This is a genomic window from Corallococcus sp. CA053C (assembly GCF_003611675.1).
Taxonomy (GTDB): Bacteria; Myxococcota; Myxococcia; order Myxococcales; family Myxococcaceae; genus Corallococcus.
Window position 1 is genome coordinate 1 of record NZ_RAWA01000199.1, and the last position, 16,872, is coordinate 16,872.

General features: G+C 68.5%; 15 protein-coding genes and 2 tRNA genes. 16 read left to right on the plus strand and 1 reads right to left on the minus strand.

Features of this window, described 5'->3' with window-relative positions; translation table 11 throughout:
• Nucleotides 1-109: 109 nt before the first annotated feature.
• The 9 genes from D7V97_RS24420 to D7V97_RS24460 all read left to right on the plus strand — a co-directional run bounded on the left by D7V97_RS24420 (nucleotide 110) and on the right by D7V97_RS24460 (nucleotide 8,510).
• A tRNA-Val gene (locus D7V97_RS24420) sits at nucleotides 110-181 on the plus strand.
• Nucleotides 182-267: 86 nt separating this feature from the next.
• Nucleotides 268-2,196, plus strand: coding sequence for a threonine--tRNA ligase (thrS, locus tag D7V97_RS24425; protein ID WP_120613045.1), 1,929 nt, complete (start codon nucleotides 268-270; stop codon nucleotides 2,194-2,196).
• A gap of 196 nt (nucleotides 2,197-2,392) precedes the next feature.
• Nucleotides 2,393-2,599 (plus strand): 50S ribosomal protein L35, encoded by a 207-nt coding sequence (gene rpmI, locus D7V97_RS24430; RefSeq protein WP_120543405.1) that lies wholly within the window; start codon nucleotides 2,393-2,395, stop codon nucleotides 2,597-2,599.
• Between the two features lie 92 nt (nucleotides 2,600-2,691).
• Nucleotides 2,692-3,039, plus strand: coding sequence for a 50S ribosomal protein L20 (rplT, locus tag D7V97_RS24435; protein WP_120530963.1), 348 nt, complete (start codon nucleotides 2,692-2,694; stop codon nucleotides 3,037-3,039).
• Nucleotides 3,040-3,166: 127 nt separating this feature from the next.
• The gene (pheS, locus tag D7V97_RS24440; protein WP_120613046.1) at nucleotides 3,167-4,216 is read left to right on the plus strand and encodes a phenylalanine--tRNA ligase subunit alpha; all 1,050 of its coding nucleotides are present in this window, start codon (nucleotides 3,167-3,169) and stop codon (nucleotides 4,214-4,216) included.
• A 30-nt stretch (nucleotides 4,217-4,246) separates the two neighbouring features.
• Complete coding sequence (gene pheT, locus D7V97_RS24445) at nucleotides 4,247-6,658, plus strand: phenylalanine--tRNA ligase subunit beta (RefSeq protein WP_120613047.1); 2,412 nt, start codon at nucleotides 4,247-4,249, stop codon at nucleotides 6,656-6,658.
• A gap of 93 nt (nucleotides 6,659-6,751) precedes the next feature.
• Nucleotides 6,752-7,138, plus strand: a complete 387-nt coding sequence (locus D7V97_RS24450; protein WP_120613048.1) for an integration host factor subunit alpha — start codon at nucleotides 6,752-6,754, stop codon at nucleotides 7,136-7,138.
• 85 nt (nucleotides 7,139-7,223) lie between these two features.
• Nucleotides 7,224-7,300: transfer RNA gene (locus D7V97_RS24455), tRNA-Pro, on the plus strand.
• Between the two features lie 106 nt (nucleotides 7,301-7,406).
• Nucleotides 7,407-8,510 (plus strand): hypothetical protein, encoded by a 1,104-nt coding sequence (locus tag D7V97_RS24460; RefSeq protein ID WP_120613049.1) that lies wholly within the window; start codon nucleotides 7,407-7,409, stop codon nucleotides 8,508-8,510.
• Nucleotides 8,511-8,535: 25 nt separating this feature from the next.
• On the opposite strand, the gene D7V97_RS24465 is transcribed toward D7V97_RS24460, so the two are convergent.
• Nucleotides 8,536-8,712, minus strand: a complete 177-nt coding sequence (locus tag D7V97_RS24465) for an FmdB family zinc ribbon protein (RefSeq protein ID WP_120613050.1) — start codon at nucleotides 8,710-8,712, stop codon at nucleotides 8,536-8,538.
• Nucleotides 8,713-8,957: 245 nt separating this feature from the next.
• Here D7V97_RS24465 and D7V97_RS24470 point away from each other — a divergent pair, with 245 nt between their 5' ends.
• The 7 genes from D7V97_RS24470 to D7V97_RS24500 all read left to right on the plus strand — a co-directional run bounded on the left by D7V97_RS24470 (nucleotide 8,958) and on the right by D7V97_RS24500 (nucleotide 16,854).
• The gene (locus tag D7V97_RS24470) at nucleotides 8,958-9,380 is read left to right on the plus strand and encodes a CBS domain-containing protein (RefSeq protein WP_120613051.1); all 423 of its coding nucleotides are present in this window, start codon (nucleotides 8,958-8,960) and stop codon (nucleotides 9,378-9,380) included.
• A 105-nt stretch (nucleotides 9,381-9,485) separates the two neighbouring features.
• On the plus strand, nucleotides 9,486-10,508 hold the full coding sequence (gene sbnA / locus D7V97_RS24475; RefSeq protein ID WP_120613052.1) for a 2,3-diaminopropionate biosynthesis protein SbnA: 1,023 nt from the start codon (nucleotides 9,486-9,488) through the stop codon (nucleotides 10,506-10,508).
• A gap of 16 nt (nucleotides 10,509-10,524) precedes the next feature.
• The gene (sbnB, locus tag D7V97_RS24480) at nucleotides 10,525-11,535 is read left to right on the plus strand and encodes a 2,3-diaminopropionate biosynthesis protein SbnB (protein ID WP_120613053.1); all 1,011 of its coding nucleotides are present in this window, start codon (nucleotides 10,525-10,527) and stop codon (nucleotides 11,533-11,535) included.
• Nucleotides 11,536-11,562: 27 nt separating this feature from the next.
• Complete coding sequence (locus D7V97_RS24485; RefSeq protein ID WP_120613054.1) at nucleotides 11,563-13,566, plus strand: alpha/beta fold hydrolase; 2,004 nt, start codon at nucleotides 11,563-11,565, stop codon at nucleotides 13,564-13,566.
• Nucleotides 13,567-13,702: 136 nt separating this feature from the next.
• Nucleotides 13,703-14,953, plus strand: a complete 1,251-nt coding sequence (locus D7V97_RS24490; protein ID WP_120613055.1) for an acyl-CoA dehydrogenase family protein — start codon at nucleotides 13,703-13,705, stop codon at nucleotides 14,951-14,953.
• Between the two features lie 4 nt (nucleotides 14,954-14,957).
• Complete coding sequence (locus D7V97_RS24495) at nucleotides 14,958-16,541, plus strand: AMP-binding protein (protein WP_158623447.1); 1,584 nt, start codon at nucleotides 14,958-14,960, stop codon at nucleotides 16,539-16,541.
• Between the two features lie 25 nt (nucleotides 16,542-16,566).
• Nucleotides 16,567-16,854, plus strand: coding sequence for an acyl carrier protein (locus tag D7V97_RS24500; protein WP_120613057.1), 288 nt, complete (start codon nucleotides 16,567-16,569; stop codon nucleotides 16,852-16,854).
• The last annotated feature ends 18 nt before the right edge of the window (nucleotides 16,855-16,872 follow it).

Here is a 16,872-nt window from a genome sequence, read left to right on the forward strand (position 1 = left end):
GAGCGGGGTAGGTGGGCGGGACGAACGTCGGGAAGAGAAGGCCCCCTCGTTCGTGTTTCCTTGACAGGTGTGGGAGCCCGCTGTTATTCCCCGCGCCCATCCGCACGACGGGTCGTTAGCTCAGCGGTAGAGCACTACCTTGACACGGTAGGGGTCAGTGGTTCGATCCCACTACGACCCATCACAGTAAGAGTTCCATCTCGCGGGCGGCCGGCTTTCCAAAAAGCCTGCCGCCCGTGGCTTTTCCAGCGCAGGGGTTTTCAAGCCATGTCCGAATCCATCACGGTGACGCTCCCCGACGGCAGTCAGAAGCAGACCGCCCGGGGCACGACCATCCTGGACTTCGTGAAGGGCAGCATCGGCGTGGGGCTCGCGAAGGCGGCCCTGTTCGCGCGGGTGAACGGCCAGGACGTCGACCTGACGCGCACGCTCGACGAGGACGCGAAGCTGCAGATCTTCACGCCCAAGAGCCCCGAAGGCCTGGACCTCATCCGCCACGACGCCGCGCACGTCGTCGCCAGCGCCGTGCAGCGCCTGTTCCCCGGCACGCAGGTGACCATCGGTCCCTCGACGGAGGAGGGCTTCTACTACGACTTCTTCCGCGAGAAGCCCTTCACGCCGGAGGAGCTGGAGAAGATCGAAGCGGCCGCCAACGCCGAGCTCAAGCAGGACGCCCCCTTCGTGCGCACGGAGATCTCCATGGAGGAGGCAGTGCGCCTCTTCGAGGAGAAGGGCGAGAAGTTCAAGGTGGAGATCGTCAAGGACATCGCCGCCAAGGGCGCCAAGACGCTCACGCTCTACACCCACGGCGACTGGGTGGACTTCTGCCTGGGGCCCCACGCGCCCAGCACCGGGAAGATCGGCGTCATCAAGATCCTCTCCTCCAGCGGTGCGTACTGGCGCGGCGACCACCGCAACCCGATGCTCCAGCGCGTCTACGGCACGGCCTTCTTCGACAAGAAGGCGCTGGACGCGTACCTGACGCGCATCGAAGAGGCCCGCAAGCGCGACCACCGCAAGCTGGGCAAGGAGCTGGACCTCTTCCACTTCCACCCGTACGCGCCCGGCGCGGCCTTCTGGACGCCCAAGGGCACCGCGATGTACCAGACGCTGTCGGACTGGATGCGCGGGCTCACGGCCGGTGACGGCTACGTGGAGATCAAGACGCCCCTGATGTTCAACAAGGGGCTGTGGGAGACCAGCGGCCACTGGGGCAAGTACAAGGAGAACATGTTCCTGGTGCTCGACAACGAGTCCGGCGAACACGACTTCTCGCTCAAGCCGATGAACTGCCCGTCGCACCACCTGTACTACGGCTTCAAGAAGCACAGCTACCGCGACCTGCCCCTGCGCCTGCACACCCAGGACGTGCTGCACCGCAACGAGGCCGCGGGCTCGCTGGGCGGCCTCACCCGCGTGCGCCAGTTCGCGCAGGACGACGCGCACATCTACTGCATGGAGAGCCAGATCACCGACGAGGTGCGGCGCTTCGTGAAGCTGTTGGACCGCGTCTACAAGGCGGTGGGCCTTACCTACGCGGTGAAGCTGTCCACGCGCCCCGCGGAGCGCCTGGGGGATGACTCCCTCTGGGATCGCGCGGAGGAGGGCCTCAAGGCGGCGCTGGAGTCGCTGGGACTCGAGTACGAGCTGGCCCCGGGCGACGGCGCCTTCTACGGCCCGAAGATCGACTTCGCGGTGTCGGACAGCATCGGGCGCCGCTGGCAGCTGGGCACCATGCAGCTGGACTACCTGGCCCCGGAGCGCTTCAACCTGACGTACGTGGGCGAGGACAACGCCGAGCACCGCCCGGTGGTCCTCCACCGCGCCATCTTCGGCTCCTTCGAGCGCTTCACCGCCATCCTCATCGAGCACTTCGCCGGCGCGTTCCCGGCGTGGCTCGCCCCGGTGCAGGCCACGCTCGTGTACGTGGCGGACCGCCAGGTGGAGTACGCCCGCAAGGTGCGCGACGACCTGCGCGCCAAGGGCTATCGGGTGGAGCTGGATGAGCGCGGCATCACGCTCAACGCGAAGATCCGTGAGGCGCAGATCCAGAAGATCCCGTTCACCCTCGTGGTGGGTGACAACGAGGTCGAAGCCGGCGCCGTGTCCCCCCGTCGCTACGGCGGCGAGGACCTCAAGTCGATGAAGCTCGCCGACTTCGAGGCGCTCCTGGCGAAGGAAGCCGCACTGCCCTGAGTGGGGGTGGGCAGGTGTAGGCGTTGGCGGTATGGAGGCCGGCGGTGGTTTCGGCGGTGTCTGTAGGAAACGCTACCCCCATCGCCTCGAAAGAGTGATAGAGGCTTCCGCCAAAGCGTCGCGAACCGTGTTTCGCGACCGCCGTCAGCCGCGATGGCTGCCGTGCCGACAGGAAGCAGAAGGAAGGATTGGGACCATGCCCAAGTTGAAGACCCGAAGTGGCGCGAAGAAGCGCTTCCAGGTGAAGAAGAGCGGCCAGGTGAAGTTCGGCAAGGCCTTCAGCAAGCACCTGTTCACCTTCTCCAAGTCGCCCAAGCAGAAGCGCGGCAACCGGGGTACCGGTCACCTGCGCGACATGGACGCGAAGAAGGTCATCAAGGAGCTGTTCCCCTACGGGGCCTGAGTTTTTCCTCGGGCTTGGACCATCCGTGAGTCCTGGCGGAGCGGCGTGAGGCCGGCACCCCAGGGTCACCTTCAAGAAGTCAGGAGTGTGTCATGCGCGTCAAAAAGGGATTCAAGGCTCGTCGTCGTCGTAATCGCATTCTCAAGCTGGCCAAGGGTTTCCGCGGCCGCCGCAAGAATTGCTACAAGCGCGCCAACCAGGCCGTGGAACGCGCCCTGGACTACGCCACCCGCGACCGCGCGGTGCGCAAGCGCAACTTCCGCTCGCTGTGGATCGTCCGCATCAACGCGGCGGCTCGCACGGTGGGTCTGTCGTACTCGAAGCTGATCGCCGGTCTGGCGAAGGCGAAGATCGGCCTGGATCGCAAGGTCCTGTCCGACATGGCCATCGCGGATCCCGCGGGCTTTGCCGCCGTCGCCAACATCGCGAAGGCAGCCTGAGACACGGCCGGCTTTCGAAGCCGGCCCCCTGAAGCCACACGGGCTGCCTCCAGTACGGGGGCGGCCCTTTTTTTTGCCCGGTGCCTTGAAGGCGACCGGGGCGTGAATGGAAGGCGGAAAGAGGACCATGCGAGACCGGTTGCAGGCGTTGGCGGACGCGGCGCGCCAGGAGATCGCGGGCGTGTCGGAGCCCTCGCAGGTGGAGGCGCTGCGCATCCGCTACCTGGGCAAGAAGGGCGAGCTGTCCGCCATCCTGGGCGGCATGGGCAAGCTGCCCCCGGACGAGCGGCGGGCGCTGGGCGAGGTGGCCAACACCGTCAAGGCGGAGCTGGAGCAGCTCCTGGCGGACGCCGTGCGGCGGGCCGAGGACGCGGCGATGGAGGCCCAGCTCAAGGGCCCCAGGCTGGACGTGACGCTGCCGGGGCGCGCGGTGCTGCCCGGTGGCCGGCACCCGGTGTCCCGCACGATGGAGGACATCGTCCGCACGTTCGCGCGGCTCGGGTTCGAGGTGGCCGTCGGGCCGGAGATCGAGCTCGACTACTTCAACTTCGAGGCGCTGAACCTGCCCAAGGATCACCCCGCGCGGGACATGCAGGACACGTTCTACGTGGACGAGCCCACGCTGGGCCACGCGAAGAAGGCGGACAGCCCGTCGCTGCTGCGTACGCACACGTCGCCGGTGCAGGTGCGGCACATGCTGTCGCGCAAGCCGCCCATCCGCGCGGTGATGCCGGGGCGGGTGTACCGGCGCGACTCGGACATCACGCACACGCCGATGTTCCACCAGGTGGAAGGGCTGCTGGTGGACAAGGACGTGAGCTTCGCGGAGCTGAAGGGGACGCTGGACGCGTTCGTGCGGGCCTTCTTCGGTTCGGACACGCGCACGCGCTTCCGTCCGTCGTTCTTCCCCTTCACCGAGCCTTCGGCCGAGGTGGACGTCACCTGTGCGTCGTGCGGCGGCAAGGGCTGCCGCGTGTGCAAGCAGACCGGGTGGCTGGAGGTGCTGGGCAGCGGCATGGTGCACCCGAACGTCTTCACCGCCGCGGGCTACGACCCGAAGGAGGTCACGGGCTACGCGTTCGGCATGGGCGTGGAGCGCCTGGCGATGCTGCGCTACGGCATCGACGACCTGCGGATGATGTTCGAGAACGACGCGCGCTTCCTCGAGCAGTTCTGATTCCAGCCAGATGGGCAAGAGGGTGGACCTGTGAAGATTTCAGTGAAGTGGCTGGGTGATTACGTCGCGCTGCCGCCGTCGGTGGACGAGCTGGCGCGCAAGCTGACCGCGGCGGGGCTGGAGATCGAGGGCGTGGAGCGCCCCGGCGAGGGCCTGCGCGGCGTGGTGGTGGCGCAGATCCGCGAGTCGGTGCAGCACCCCAACGCGGACAAGCTGTCCGTCACGCAGGTGGACATCGGCGGCTCCGCGCTGTTCCAGGTGGTGTGCGGCGCGAAGAACTTCAAGGTCGGCGACAAGGTGCCGCTGGCCACCGTGGGCGCGAAGCTGCCCAACGGGATGGAGATCAAGCAGGCCGCGCTCCGGGGCGTGGACAGCTTCGGCATGCTCTGCTCGGCGAAGGAGCTGGGCATCACCGAGGACTCGTCGGGCCTGCTCATCCTGCCCGTGGACACGAAGCTGGGCGTGCCCATCGCGGAGGCGCTGGGGCTGGATGACTCGGTGCTGGAGGTGAACGTCACGCCGAACCGGCCGGACGCGCTCAGCCACCTGGGCGTGGCGCGCGAGGTGGGCGTGGTGACGGGCGCGGCGCTCAAGGTGCCCGAGCCGAAGCCCGCTGAGTCCGGCCGCGCGGTGGCGGAGCTGGTGAAGGTGCGCATCGACGCGGCGGAGCGGTGTCCGCGCTACGCGGCGCGCGTGGTGGAGGGCGTCACCATCCAGCCGTCGCCGCAGTGGATGCAGGACCGGTTGAAGGCGTGCGGCGTGCGCGCCATCAACAACGTGGTGGACGTCACCAACTTCGTGCTCCTGGAGTACGGCCAGCCGCTGCACGCGTTCGACCTGGACAAGGTGGCGGGCCAGGAGATCGTCGTGCGCACCGCGAAGGCGGGCGAGAAGCTGCGCACGCTGGACGACAAGGAGCGCACGCTGGACGCGGACGACCTGGTCATCGCGGACCGCGAGCGGGCGCAGGCGCTGGCGGGCGTGATGGGCGGCGGCGACAGCGAGGTGACTCAAGGCACGAAGCGCATCGTCATCGAGTCCGCGCACTTCCTGGGCTCCAGCGTGCGCCGGACGGCGAAGCGGTACGCGCTGCACACGGAGGCGTCGCACCGCTTCGAGCGTGGGGCGGACCTGGACGCGGTGCTGCCGGCGTTGGACCGGGCCGCGCAGCTCATCGCGGAGCTGTCGGGCGGCACGGTGGCGCCGGGACGGGTGGACGTGCAGCCCGCGCCGAAGCCGCCGCGTCGGGTGACGCTGCGCTACGCGCGGGTGGAGAAGGTGCTGGGCGTGGCGGTGCCGGAGGCGGAGTGCCGGCGCATCCTCGGGGCGCTGGGGTTCAAGACGGTGGAGGACGGCGCGGGCCAGACGACGTTCGAGGTGCCTCGGGCGCGCGTGGACGTGGAGCGTGAGGAGGACCTGATGGAGGAGGTCGCCCGCGTGTTCGGCTACGACAACATCCCGGCCCGGCTGCCGCGCGGCCTGGACACGCTGGCGCCGGAGCCGCCGCAGATGGAGGCCGAGCGTCGGCTCCGTCACTCGCTGGGCGGGGTGGGACTGAACGAGGTGGTGAACTACTCGTTCGTCGCGCCGAAGTCGCTGGAGGTGCTGGGCGGCAAGGAAGCGCCCATCGCGCTGATGAACCCGCTGAGCGTCGAGCAGTCGGTGATGCGCACGAGCCTGCTGCCGGGGCTCTTGGAGAACCTGTCGCGCAGCGTGCGCCACCAGGTGGAGTCGGTGGGCCTCTACGAGACGGGGCGGGCGTACTTCCGGGACGCGCAGGGCGGGCAGGGGATGCGGCCCGCGTCGCACGAGGTGCCGCGCGTGGCGGGCCTGGTGTGGGGCGTCCGGGGAGGCCGGAGCTGGACGCAGAAGGACGCGCGCGTGGACTTCTACGACGCCAAGGGCGCGGTGGAGGCGCTGCTGCACGCGCTGCACGTGGAGGGCGTGAGCTTCACGCCGGCCGAGCCCCCGGCGTACCACCCGCGCAGCTGCGCGCAGGTGGCGCTCTCGGACGGGACGGTGCTGGGGCACGTGGGCGAGGTGCACCCCCGGGTGACGAAGGCGCTGGGCCTGCCCGAGGGCGTGTTCGTGTTCGAGCTGGACACGGATCCGCTGTACGCGGCGGCGAAGCTGGTGCCGCAGGCGGCGGCGCTGCCGAAGTACCCGGCGGTGTTGCGCGACCTGGCGGTGGTGGTGCCGGTGGAGCTGCGCAACGAGGAGGTGCGCCGGGTCATCCTGGAGGTGGGGGCGCCGCTGGTGGAGGACGCGTTGGTGTTCGACGTGTACACGGGCAAGCCCATCCCCGAGGGGAAGAAGAACCTGGCGTACGCGCTGAGGTACCGGTCGGCCGAGCGGACGCTGACCGACGTGGAGGTCACGACGGCGCACCAGCGCATCATCACCGAGGTGAACCAGCGGCTGGGGGCCGCCCTGCGCGCCTGAATTCCTCAGTGAAGTCAGGACGTTGACAGGGTTCGGGGAAGGCTGACACCATGCCCCGCGTTCACCGGCCAGCACGGGTGCCAGAGGGCTCGCATGACGAAAGCGGACATCATCGAGGGGGTCTACGAGAAGGTCGGCTTCTCGAAGAAGGAGTCGGCGGAGATCGTCGAGCTCGTGTTCGACACCGTGAAGGAGACGCTGGAGCGCGGGGACAAGATCAAGATCTCCGGGTTCGGAAACTTCCAGGTGCGCCAGAAGAAGGCGCGCGTGGGGCGCAATCCGCAGACGGGCAAGGAGATTGAAATCAGCGCGCGCCGGGTGCTGACCTTCCGGCCGAGCCAGGTGCTCAAGAGCGCGCTGAACGGAGAGGCCCCGCCGGAGAACCACGCGGAGATCGACGCCCAGGAGGAGGCCGCGGCGGATGCGGCCGAGGCCCGGGGCGAGGACTTCGACGAGGGAATGGAAGAAGGCGAGGAGTGAGTTTTCCCACGGTCCCCTTCACCTCGCGCTTGACCCAGGAAACCGGCGAGGGCATAAGGGCGCACCGTTTCACGACGGCCGTTTTCGGGGCGTAGCGCAGCCTGGTAGCGCACTTGCTTGGGGTGCAAGTGGTCGCAGGTTCAAATCCTGTCGCCCCGACCAAAATGAAGGCCCTGGAATTTCCGGTGCAAACCGGTAATTCCAGGGCCTTTGTTTTTCCGGCATAGCGGCTCGCGTATGGTCGGCGTGTTCAGACGGAGGCACGCCCTTGATCAGCTCCCTGCTTCGCCGGGTCATCACCACGGTTCAGACGGCGGTCACGAAGCCTCCGGCTCCCCAACCGCCGCAGCCGACACCCGCCGCTGCGCCCTACTTCCAGGACGCGCTGGAGCAGGGACGGAAGAGCCCCGTGAACCTCAGTGGCTTCGGGAACGTGCCTTCGGTCGCGGCTCGTGCGCCCGTGGAGGCTGGCGTGACGGCTTCGGGCGGCTCGGAGCAGGTTGGCCCGGAGTTGATCCATCTGGACGCCGGCTGGACGCCCCAAGGCCAGGGCTACGACGCCAGGCACGATGAAGTGCTCACGACCTACTACAACGATTCCGGCAGCGTACTGCTCTCCGTGCAGGACAAGGATTCGGGCAAGGAGACGCATCAGGTCCGCCTCGGCGGGCTCAGCCCCAATGATCCCGCGGGCCCGCCCACGCACGGTGGTGGCGTCTCGACGGACGGCGAGTTCGTCTACGTCTCCGACACGGATCACCTCTACGTCTACAAGCGCGAGGACATCGAGAAGGCGGAGGCGGACGGGACCGAGGTCAGCGCCTTCCAGGTGATGGAGGTCCCCTCGGATGAGAATCTGACGGACCCAGCGACCGGCATCGGCCTCGTGTCCGCCGGCAGCTACATGACCGTGAAGGACGGCTACGCGTACGTCGGCGGCTACAGCGAGGATGGCGATGGCAAGGTGGGCGCTGTCTGGCGTTACGAGATCGACGAGAAGACCGGCGCCATCATCGAGGACTCGCGGCAGGGGCCCATCCGTGCGCCGGACCGCGCCCAGGGCATGACCGTGGTCGACGGCGGCTTGCTGTTCACCACGGGGGACCAGAAGCTCGTCTATCAACCGTTTGATTCCAGCGCGGACACCTTCTCGGCGGACATCGAGAAGCGGGTCGATATCAGCAACGGGTTGATCGACCCCTACGCCCAGGGACTCAACGTCATCGATGGCGAACTCTGGGTCACGTACGAATCCGGCTCGGACAAGTACCGCGACAAGGTCGACAAGCCCCGGGAGAACATCCAACGGATTCCCCTGGAGAGCTTGAACCTCGCGGCGGGCTGCCTTACGCCGGACGACCTTGAGGGCTGATGAGCTGCCCTGGCGAGCGGGTGCCTCAGTAGGTGAGCGACTTCTTGGTTGTGACCGCATTGACTGCGGAGAGGCGCTTCTCCACCTCCTTCGCCTCGCGGCAGCGCGGGCACACCGGCGTCCGCTCATCGTGCTCCTTGACCTTCATGACCTCGGTGAAGGGCTCCCGGCACTTGCGACAGAAGAACTCGTAGACAGGCATGGCGTTCCTCCCCCTGGACTTGAACGATGGGGTGCGCGGGTGGTGGGTGCCAGCCCCCGCGCGGAACTGCCCATGCAAAGGCGCGCACGTCGCGTCCCTCCAGGGGCTCGCCGCGCCGCTCCAGCCCCGTGGGTTGCATCTGACGGGTGGGGTGCGCTGGTTTGCCGGGAGGAGGACGTGCGCGGGGACGTCCCGCCATCAACCCGTGCGACCGGGCGCACGGCCTTGGCGTCCAGGGAGGTGCCATGTCGCTCGCAAGGTTCTGCCGCAAGACGGTGGCCGTCATCCAGTCCACGCAGAGCGTGGCCGAAGCCGCCGAGCAGATGCGCGGCCGGCACGTCGGCGCGCTCGTCGTCGTCGAAGACGAGCTACGCCCTGTGGGCATGTTGACCGACCGGGACATCGTCACCCGGGTGGTGGCCGAGCGGAAGGACGCCAGGGCCGTCCCCGTGTCGGACGTCATGTCACCCCGGCTCGCGGTCGCTCACGTGGACGACACGCTCGACCAGACGCTCTTCGCCTTCAAGAAGCTGGGCGTGCGCCGCCTGCCCATCGTGGATGAGCTGGGACGCATGGTGGGGCTCGTGTCCATCGACGACGTGCTGGTGCTGCTGTCCGCGGAGCTGGATCAGACGGCTGCCGCCGTCCGGGAGAACCAGGGGCCTTGAGGCGCTCCATGCGAATGGATATCCAGAATTACGAAAAATATGCATTAGCAATGTTTGACAGTTTTCTACTTGTATTGCGCGTGAAGCCCTAAATATCTTGAATCGGTGGAAATCAATCAATCGCTCCGGGGTGATTTCCCCGACCTCCGCTCCCGCATCCGTGCGCTTCAGGCCTGTCTGCGGGAGACGCCCGTGGTCCCCCTGTCCGTCGAGGGCATCGACCTCTTCGCCAAGCTGGAGTTCTGCAATCCGTTTGGCAGCGTGAAGGACCGGGCCGCGTTCTGGATTCTCAAGTCCGCGATCGAAAGCGGCCTGGTGACGGAGAAGTCGACGATCATCGAATCGTCCTCCGGCAACTTCGCCTCGGCGATGGCCAGCTACTGCCAACTGCTGGCGCTGCCCTTCATCGCGGTGATCGACCCGAACATCGCCGCCACCAACGAAGCCTTCCTCCGGCGCACCTGCAGCCAGGTGGTGAAGGTGGAGGAGCGGGACGACGTCGGCGGCTACCTCAAGACGCGCCTGCGCAAGGTGCAGGACCTGTGCGCGAACATCCCGCACTCGTTCTGGCCCAACCAGTACGGGAACCTGCGCGCGGTGGAGGCCCACTACACGCTGACGGGCGGAGAGATCTGCCAGCGCTTCAGTGAGCTCGACTACGTGTTCATCGGCGTCAGCACGGGCGGGACGATCGCGGGCATCTCCCGCCGGGTGAAGGAGCACTTCCCGGCGGTGAAGGTGATCGCGGTGGACGCCGAGGGCTCCGTGATCTTCGGCGGCCCGCCCAAGCGGCGCTACATCCCCGGGCTCGGGGCGAGCATGCAGCCGGAGCTGGTCAAGCACGCGCAGATTGACGACGTGGTGCTCGTGCCGGAACACGAGACGGTGAGCGCGTGTCAGGAGCTGCTCTTCCGACATGGCCTGTTCGTGGGCGGCTCGTCTGGCACCTGCTTCGCGGCGGTGAAGCGCTCCCTGCCGAAGCTGCGTGGCACGCGGCCACCCCAGGTGCTCTTCCTTTGCGCCGACCGGGGCTCCGCCTACCTCGACACCGTCTTCAACGCGGAGTGGAGCAAGCAGCTGGCTCCTCCGGACGTCGTCGCGATGAACGCCAAAGAGAACGCAGCCTGAGCTTTCGGGGGACGCCATGGACTTCAACTTCTCAGTCATCGCCGGCAAGGTCATCCACCAGGTCATCCACGCCAACATGCAGGAGTGCGTGCGCCGGGTGGGGGACGCCTACCTCGCGCACGAGGCCAAGAAGACGGTCAACCCGGACAGCTACTTCCTCCTGTTCCCAGACCGGCCTCGCGACCGCATCATCGCGCTGCCCGCGAGCCTGAGCGGGCAGGACGGAGTCTCCGGCATCAAGTGGATCTCCAGCTACCCGAACAACGTGTCGCGCGGCTTCCCTCGCGCCTCCGCGGTGCTCGTCCTCAACGACATCGACACGGGCTATCCGTTCGCGTGCCTCGAAGCGTCCATCATCTCGGCCGCTCGGACCGCGGGCTCTGCGGTGCTGGGAGCGCGGTGGATGACGGGTCAGCCCCGCGTGCGCTCGCTGGGCATCGTGGGCAACGGCCTCATCGCCCGCTACATCTACGAGTTCCTGATGGGCACGGGCTGGGAGGTGGACGAGGTCATCCTCCACGACCTGGTGCCGGCGGAAGCAGAGCGGTTCGCGCGCGAGGTCTGCCAGCGCGATCGCCACCGCAAGATCGTCACCGTCCCCGACGTGGAGACGGCGGTGCGCTCGAGCGAGCTGCTCGTGCTGGCGACCGTCGCTCCGGCGCCCTACATCCACGACCCGGGCCTGTTCGCCCACAACCCGGTCGTCCTCAACATCTCGCTGCGGGACCTGGCCCCGGAGGTCCTCCTGGCCTCCCACAACATCGTGGACGACGTGGATCACGTGATGAAGGCCAACACGTCTCCGCACCTGACCGAGAAGCGCGCCGGCAACCGCTCGTTCGTCAACGGCACGATCGCGCAGCTCATGCAGGGCACCGCGAAGGTGGACCGCACGCGCCCCATCATCTTCTCGCCGTTCGGCATGGGCGTGCTGGACCTGGCCGTGGGCCGCTGGGTCTACGAGGCGGCCGTCTCCTCCGGCCAGGACGTCCGCATCAGCGACTTCTTCTTCGATCTCTCCCGCTGAGGCGGTCCGCTCCCGCAGGGAACACGCATGTCTCGTCACGTCCTCATCGCGGGGCCGGCCACCCGGCTCGCGAGCCACCTCTGCGCACGCCTCCTGTCCTCGTCCGAGGACACCGTCTTCCTGTTCCTTTCAGGGCCGGACGGCTCGGGCCTCGATGGGGCGGAGGCCGCGGCCCGCGTCCGCCACGCCGCGCAGGCGCTCGCGCCGGAAGGGGAAGGGGAGGACCGCCAGGCGCGGTGGGGCTCCCGCCTGCACCTGCTCCCGGTGGACTTCGCGGAGGCGCTGGCCTCGCGTGAGGCTTCGCTGCCCTTCGCGCGACTGGACGAGGCCTGGTACGTGAGCGCCGGCTGCTCCGCGCGCGGGATGGCGGGGGGCGCGCTCCTGCGACAGCTCCTGGACGCGCTCCCGCGCTTCGGCAGGCCGGAGTTCAACCACGTGGGTCCGGTGCTGGTCGCGGGTTCGGATCCGGATGGTGGGACGCTCGCCGCCCTCGCAGGGGCCGCGGAGCGGGACGTGGAGACGCGGTGTGCGGCGCTCGGGGTGGGCTACCGCCTGTTCCAGTTGGATCCGGTCATCGGTGGGGCTCCTCTGGCGGAGGCCCCCGTCCGCGAGGGCTTCGAGCTGTTCCTCGCGGCGCTGCACGACCTCCAGGCGGAGCTCGACGAGCGCCTCCCGGAGTACCTGGGCTCGCGGGCCCTGCGGTGTCTGGCGCCGACGGGCGCGAGCCTGGGGCTGATCCCCGTGGGACCGGCCGTGGATCATCTGCTGCGTGAGTCGCGCTCCCGCGACACGCTGTTCCGCCGCCTGCTGATCACCGCGCCGGAGCGGACCCCGTTCGCGGACCTCTGCGCACGGGTGGGCAGCGTCCATGGCGTGCGCCTGCTGACGGTCGAACAGGTCGATGCGCTCAACGCCGTCGACCGGACGTTCCACGAACGACTCGCCGGCTTCCAGGACCTGCTCACGCCCCCCGGCGCGCCCGGCGCCCGCGAGCCTCTCTCCGACCTTCGCCTGGACGCGGAGGCCGAGGTGGCGCTCTTCCGGAACTTCCGACAGGGCTTGGAGGCCGCGCGCGTGACGCGTCGGACGCGGGCCGCCGCCTTGCTGGGCTCGCTCGAACCGCGGACGCTCGACCGCGACGGGGCGTCGCTGAGCTACTACGCGGCCGGCAGCGCTCGAGGTGGCCCGCCGCTCGTGGTCCTCAATGCCCTGGGACAGGGATTGCAGTACTGGGGCCGCCTGCTGGATGCGCTGCTCCCGCGCCACCGCGTCATCGTCTGGGAGCCCCGGAGCACCGGCCCTGGCCCGCGGCCGCTCCTGCTGCGCGATCAGGTGGACGACCTGGAGGCCGTCCTCCGTCACGAGGGCATCGAGACCTGTCACCTCGTCTGCTGGTGCACCGGACCCAAGGTCGCCGTGGAGTTCTACCTGCGCCGCCCCTCCGCGGTCGCGTCGATGGTGTTCCTCAACGCCACGTTCAAGTGCGTGGGCGGCCCGAAGGATTTCGACACCTCCTACGAGCGCAACTTCGAACCCCTGTGCGGCATCCTCGACCGCCGCCCGGCGATGGCCGCCTCGGTGCTGAAGTCGCTCCGCTTGAGCCTCTCCAAGGAGGACGGCGACCTGGGCGACGAGTCGGACGTCGAGGCCGCGGACCGCCTGCTGGCCCGGATGAACCGCGACCTGCGGCCCCATGTCCTCGCGCCGTTCCGCGACGAAGCCGTGGTGGTCAACTACGCGCGGCAGCTGCTCGACTTCTGGGCCCTCGACTCCCGGAAGGCCGCCCCCCAGGTCCAGGTGCCCGTGCTGCTCCTGAGCGCGGAGCACGACGGCGTGGCGTCACCCGAGCACTCCCGGCAGATGGCCGGCCTGCTGCCCGACGCGCGCCACGTGCACGTCGAGGGCGCCACCCACTACTGCCTCTACGATCGGCCGGAGTTCGTCGCCGGCCACCTGGAGGCCTTCTTCCAGTCACTCCACCCCGCGCCTGGACTCCCTCCCAAGATTCCGAGCAGTGAAAGGAATTCTTGAATGGAATGGACAGCCGTTCAATCGACTCTGTAGGCTTATTTGAGGCTTTCCAAGTACAGTCGCCCCCGTCTGGAACGCGCGGGGGACTGGGTGTGAGCGCGCCCCGGATCCGCCCTTCTTCGCAGGGAGTCCTCCCATGAATTTCGAGTTGCAGGCCGGTAGCGAGGCAGGACGGCGGTTCGTCTCCCTGGCGGAGACCCATGCGGCGGACTTCGCGACGCGTGCGGCGCAGCACGACCGCGAGGGCTCCTTCGCCTTCGAGAACATCGAAGCGATGAAGAAGAGCGGCTACATGGCCGGGCCGGTGCCGCGGGACTTTGGCGGGCTGGGCGTGGAGTCGCTCCACGACATGATGGTCGGGATGAGCCGGCTGGGGCGGGGCGATGCCTCCACCGCCATCGCGACCAACATGCACGTCGCCGGGGCCGCGGTCATCGTCCGGCTGATGCGCCGCTCCCACGCCCAGGGTGAGCACAAGACGGTGGCCATCCTGGAGGGCCTGCTGCGCCAGGTGGGCGCGGGCGCGGTGGTGATGTGCTTCCCGACCACCGAGCCGGGCACCGACCTCAACACCCCGTTCACGGAGGCCACCCCCACGCAGGGGGGCTACCTGCTCAACGGCCGCAAGATCTTCGGGACCATCTCTCCGGCCGCGCAGCTGTTCTTCCCCAGCGTCCGCGTGCCGACCGAAGGGGGCGGCTACCTGACGGCGACGGCGGTGGTGCCCAGCGGCGCGAAGGGCCTGGAGGTGCTGGACAACTGGGACGCGATGGGAATGCGCGCCTCCGGCAGCAACGACATCGTCTTCACCCAGTGCTTCGTCCCGGAGGACATGCTCTTCGGCAAGCGCGACAACTACGGCAAGGTCGGGCGCGGCTTCGCCGACTTCGCGCTGAACGCGAACGTGCCATTGATTGCCACCTTCCTGGGCATCTCCGAAGCCGCGCGGGACTTCGCGCTGGCGACGATGAAGAACCAGCGCAAGGGCCAGAACAAGAAGCTGCTCGCCGAGCGCATCCCCATCCAGCACCTCATCGCGGAGATCGAGATCGACCTGGCGATCTCCCGCGCCGTCGCTGAGCGCGTGGGCCGCGCGGCGGACACCTTCCTGGAGAAGTACGCGACCACCGACGCTCCCCCCGACGAGTCGACGGCGCTGATGAAGGAAGTGCAGTGCATGAAGTACACGGTCAACCGCAAGGCCATCGAGATTGTCGACCGGGCGATGACGGTGTGCGGTGGCGCCGCGTACATGAACAAGCACCTGCTGACGCGCCTCTACCGGGATGCGCGCGCCGGGCCGTTCATGCAGCCCTTCGCGCCCTACGAAGCGTTCGAATACATCGGGAAGGTCGCGCTCGGCATCGAGCCCATCCTGGACCGCTAGGCCCATGGAATTCGCGACCCTCCTTTCCCGGCTCCCGGGACGACAGAAGAACAGCATCTCTTCGTTCGAGGGCGGGCGCGTCGTCCAGCGCACCCATGCCACGGTCCATGACGACGTGCGCGCGGCGTGCGCGGCGCTCACCGCCTGGGGCGTGAAGCCCGGGATGCGCGTGGGCATCCGCTCGCCCAACTCCTACTTCTGGATCGTCCACGACCTGGCCCTCATCGAACTGGGGGCCGTCTCCATCGCCTTCACCGACGACTTCGCGAACACGAGCGCCCGGGAGCTCCAGGAGCGGTACGCGCTGGCGCTGCTGCTCATCCCCGCGAGCGAGCGCGCGAAGCACCCCGCGGAGGACACCTTCCTCGCGGGCCTGGGCGGGGAGAACCCCGGCGTGCGGGCCGTGGACGTCGGTGCGGCGGACGCTGCGGACGCCGCCGAGCGCCCCTGGCGCATCTTCTCCTCGGGCTCTTCGGCCGGGCTGAAGGGGCTGGTGATGAGCAAGCGGGGCATCGAGGCCAGCGTGGCCGCGTTCGCGGAGGCGGTGGTGCCGCGCGCGGACGACTGCCTGCTGCTGTTCCTGCCCATCTCCAACTTCCAGCAGCGGCTGATGTACTACGCGGCGCTCTGGTACGGCTTCGACCTCATCGTCACGGATCCGAACCGGCTCTTCCGCGCGCTCAAGGAGCTGCGGCCCACCATCCTCATCGCGCCGCCCACCCTCTACGAGGCCGTGGAGACGCGCTTCCACAACCTGCCCCGGGGCGCGCGGCTGGCGGCGACGGCGGGCGCGGCGCTGGCGTCCGTCCTGCCGGTCCAGGCCGCGCGCGAGAAGCTGGCCCGGCTCATCTTCAAGCAGGTGTACGAGATGCTCGGGGGCCGGATGCGGTTGATGGTGACCGGCATGGCCCCTATCAAGCGCTCGACCCTGAACCTGTTCGCGCGGATGCAGCTGCCGCTCTTCGAGACGTACGGGCTCATCGAGTCCGGGTCCGTGTCGCTCAACCTGCCGGGCGCGCACCGCGTCGGCTCCGTCGGGCGGCTGCTGTCCGGCGTGCAGGTGGACATCGCGGAGGACGGGGAGCTCATCGTCCGCCGGGAACACCCGATGGCGGTCAGCTACTTCGAGGGCGCGCCGGGCGAGAGCGAGCGGACGTTCCTCGGGGATGGCCGGGTGGCGACCGGCGACATCGGCCGGGTCGACAAGGACGGGTACCTGTACCTGGTGGGCCGCAAGAAGGAGATCATCGTCACCGCGGGCGGGGAGAAGGTGCACCCCGAATCCGTCGAGGCGGAGATCGACGCGTGCCCGGACGTGGCCAAGTCCGTCGTCTTCGCGAGCCCCGGCGCGCCGTCGCTCACCGCCGTCGTGCTGCCCAAGGACCCCAAGGACCTGGACGCGCGCGCGCGCATCGAGGGCTTCATCGAGGCGCTCGGCGAGCGCCACCACCTGATGAACGTCGGGAAGGTCATCTTCACGGACATCGTCTTCACGCGCGAGAACGGCTTCCTGCGGCCGAACCTGAAGCTGGACCGCAAGCAGATCGTCGCCCACTTCCATTCGCAGTCCGAGGAGGCCGCGGCCTGACGCTGGAGGCCCGCGGTGAGACACCATGGACGTTGATCCGCAGTTCGACGAGAAGGTCCTCGCGCTGATCGCGCAGGCGGTCCCCGGCAGGCTCAAGAAGGCGCGGCTCACCCCGGAGCTGCGCCTCCAGAAGGACCTCGGGATCGACTCGCTGGGCATCGCCGCGCTCGTGTTCCGGCTCGAGGAGACGTTCGGCATCGAGATCGGCGACCTGGCGCTCGACATCAACGTCAGCCAGATGCGGACGGTGGCGGATGCGCTCGACGCCAGCCGGCAAATCGTCACCCGGGCCCGGGCCGCCCTGTCGTCTTGAGCGTGAGGACTTGATGGA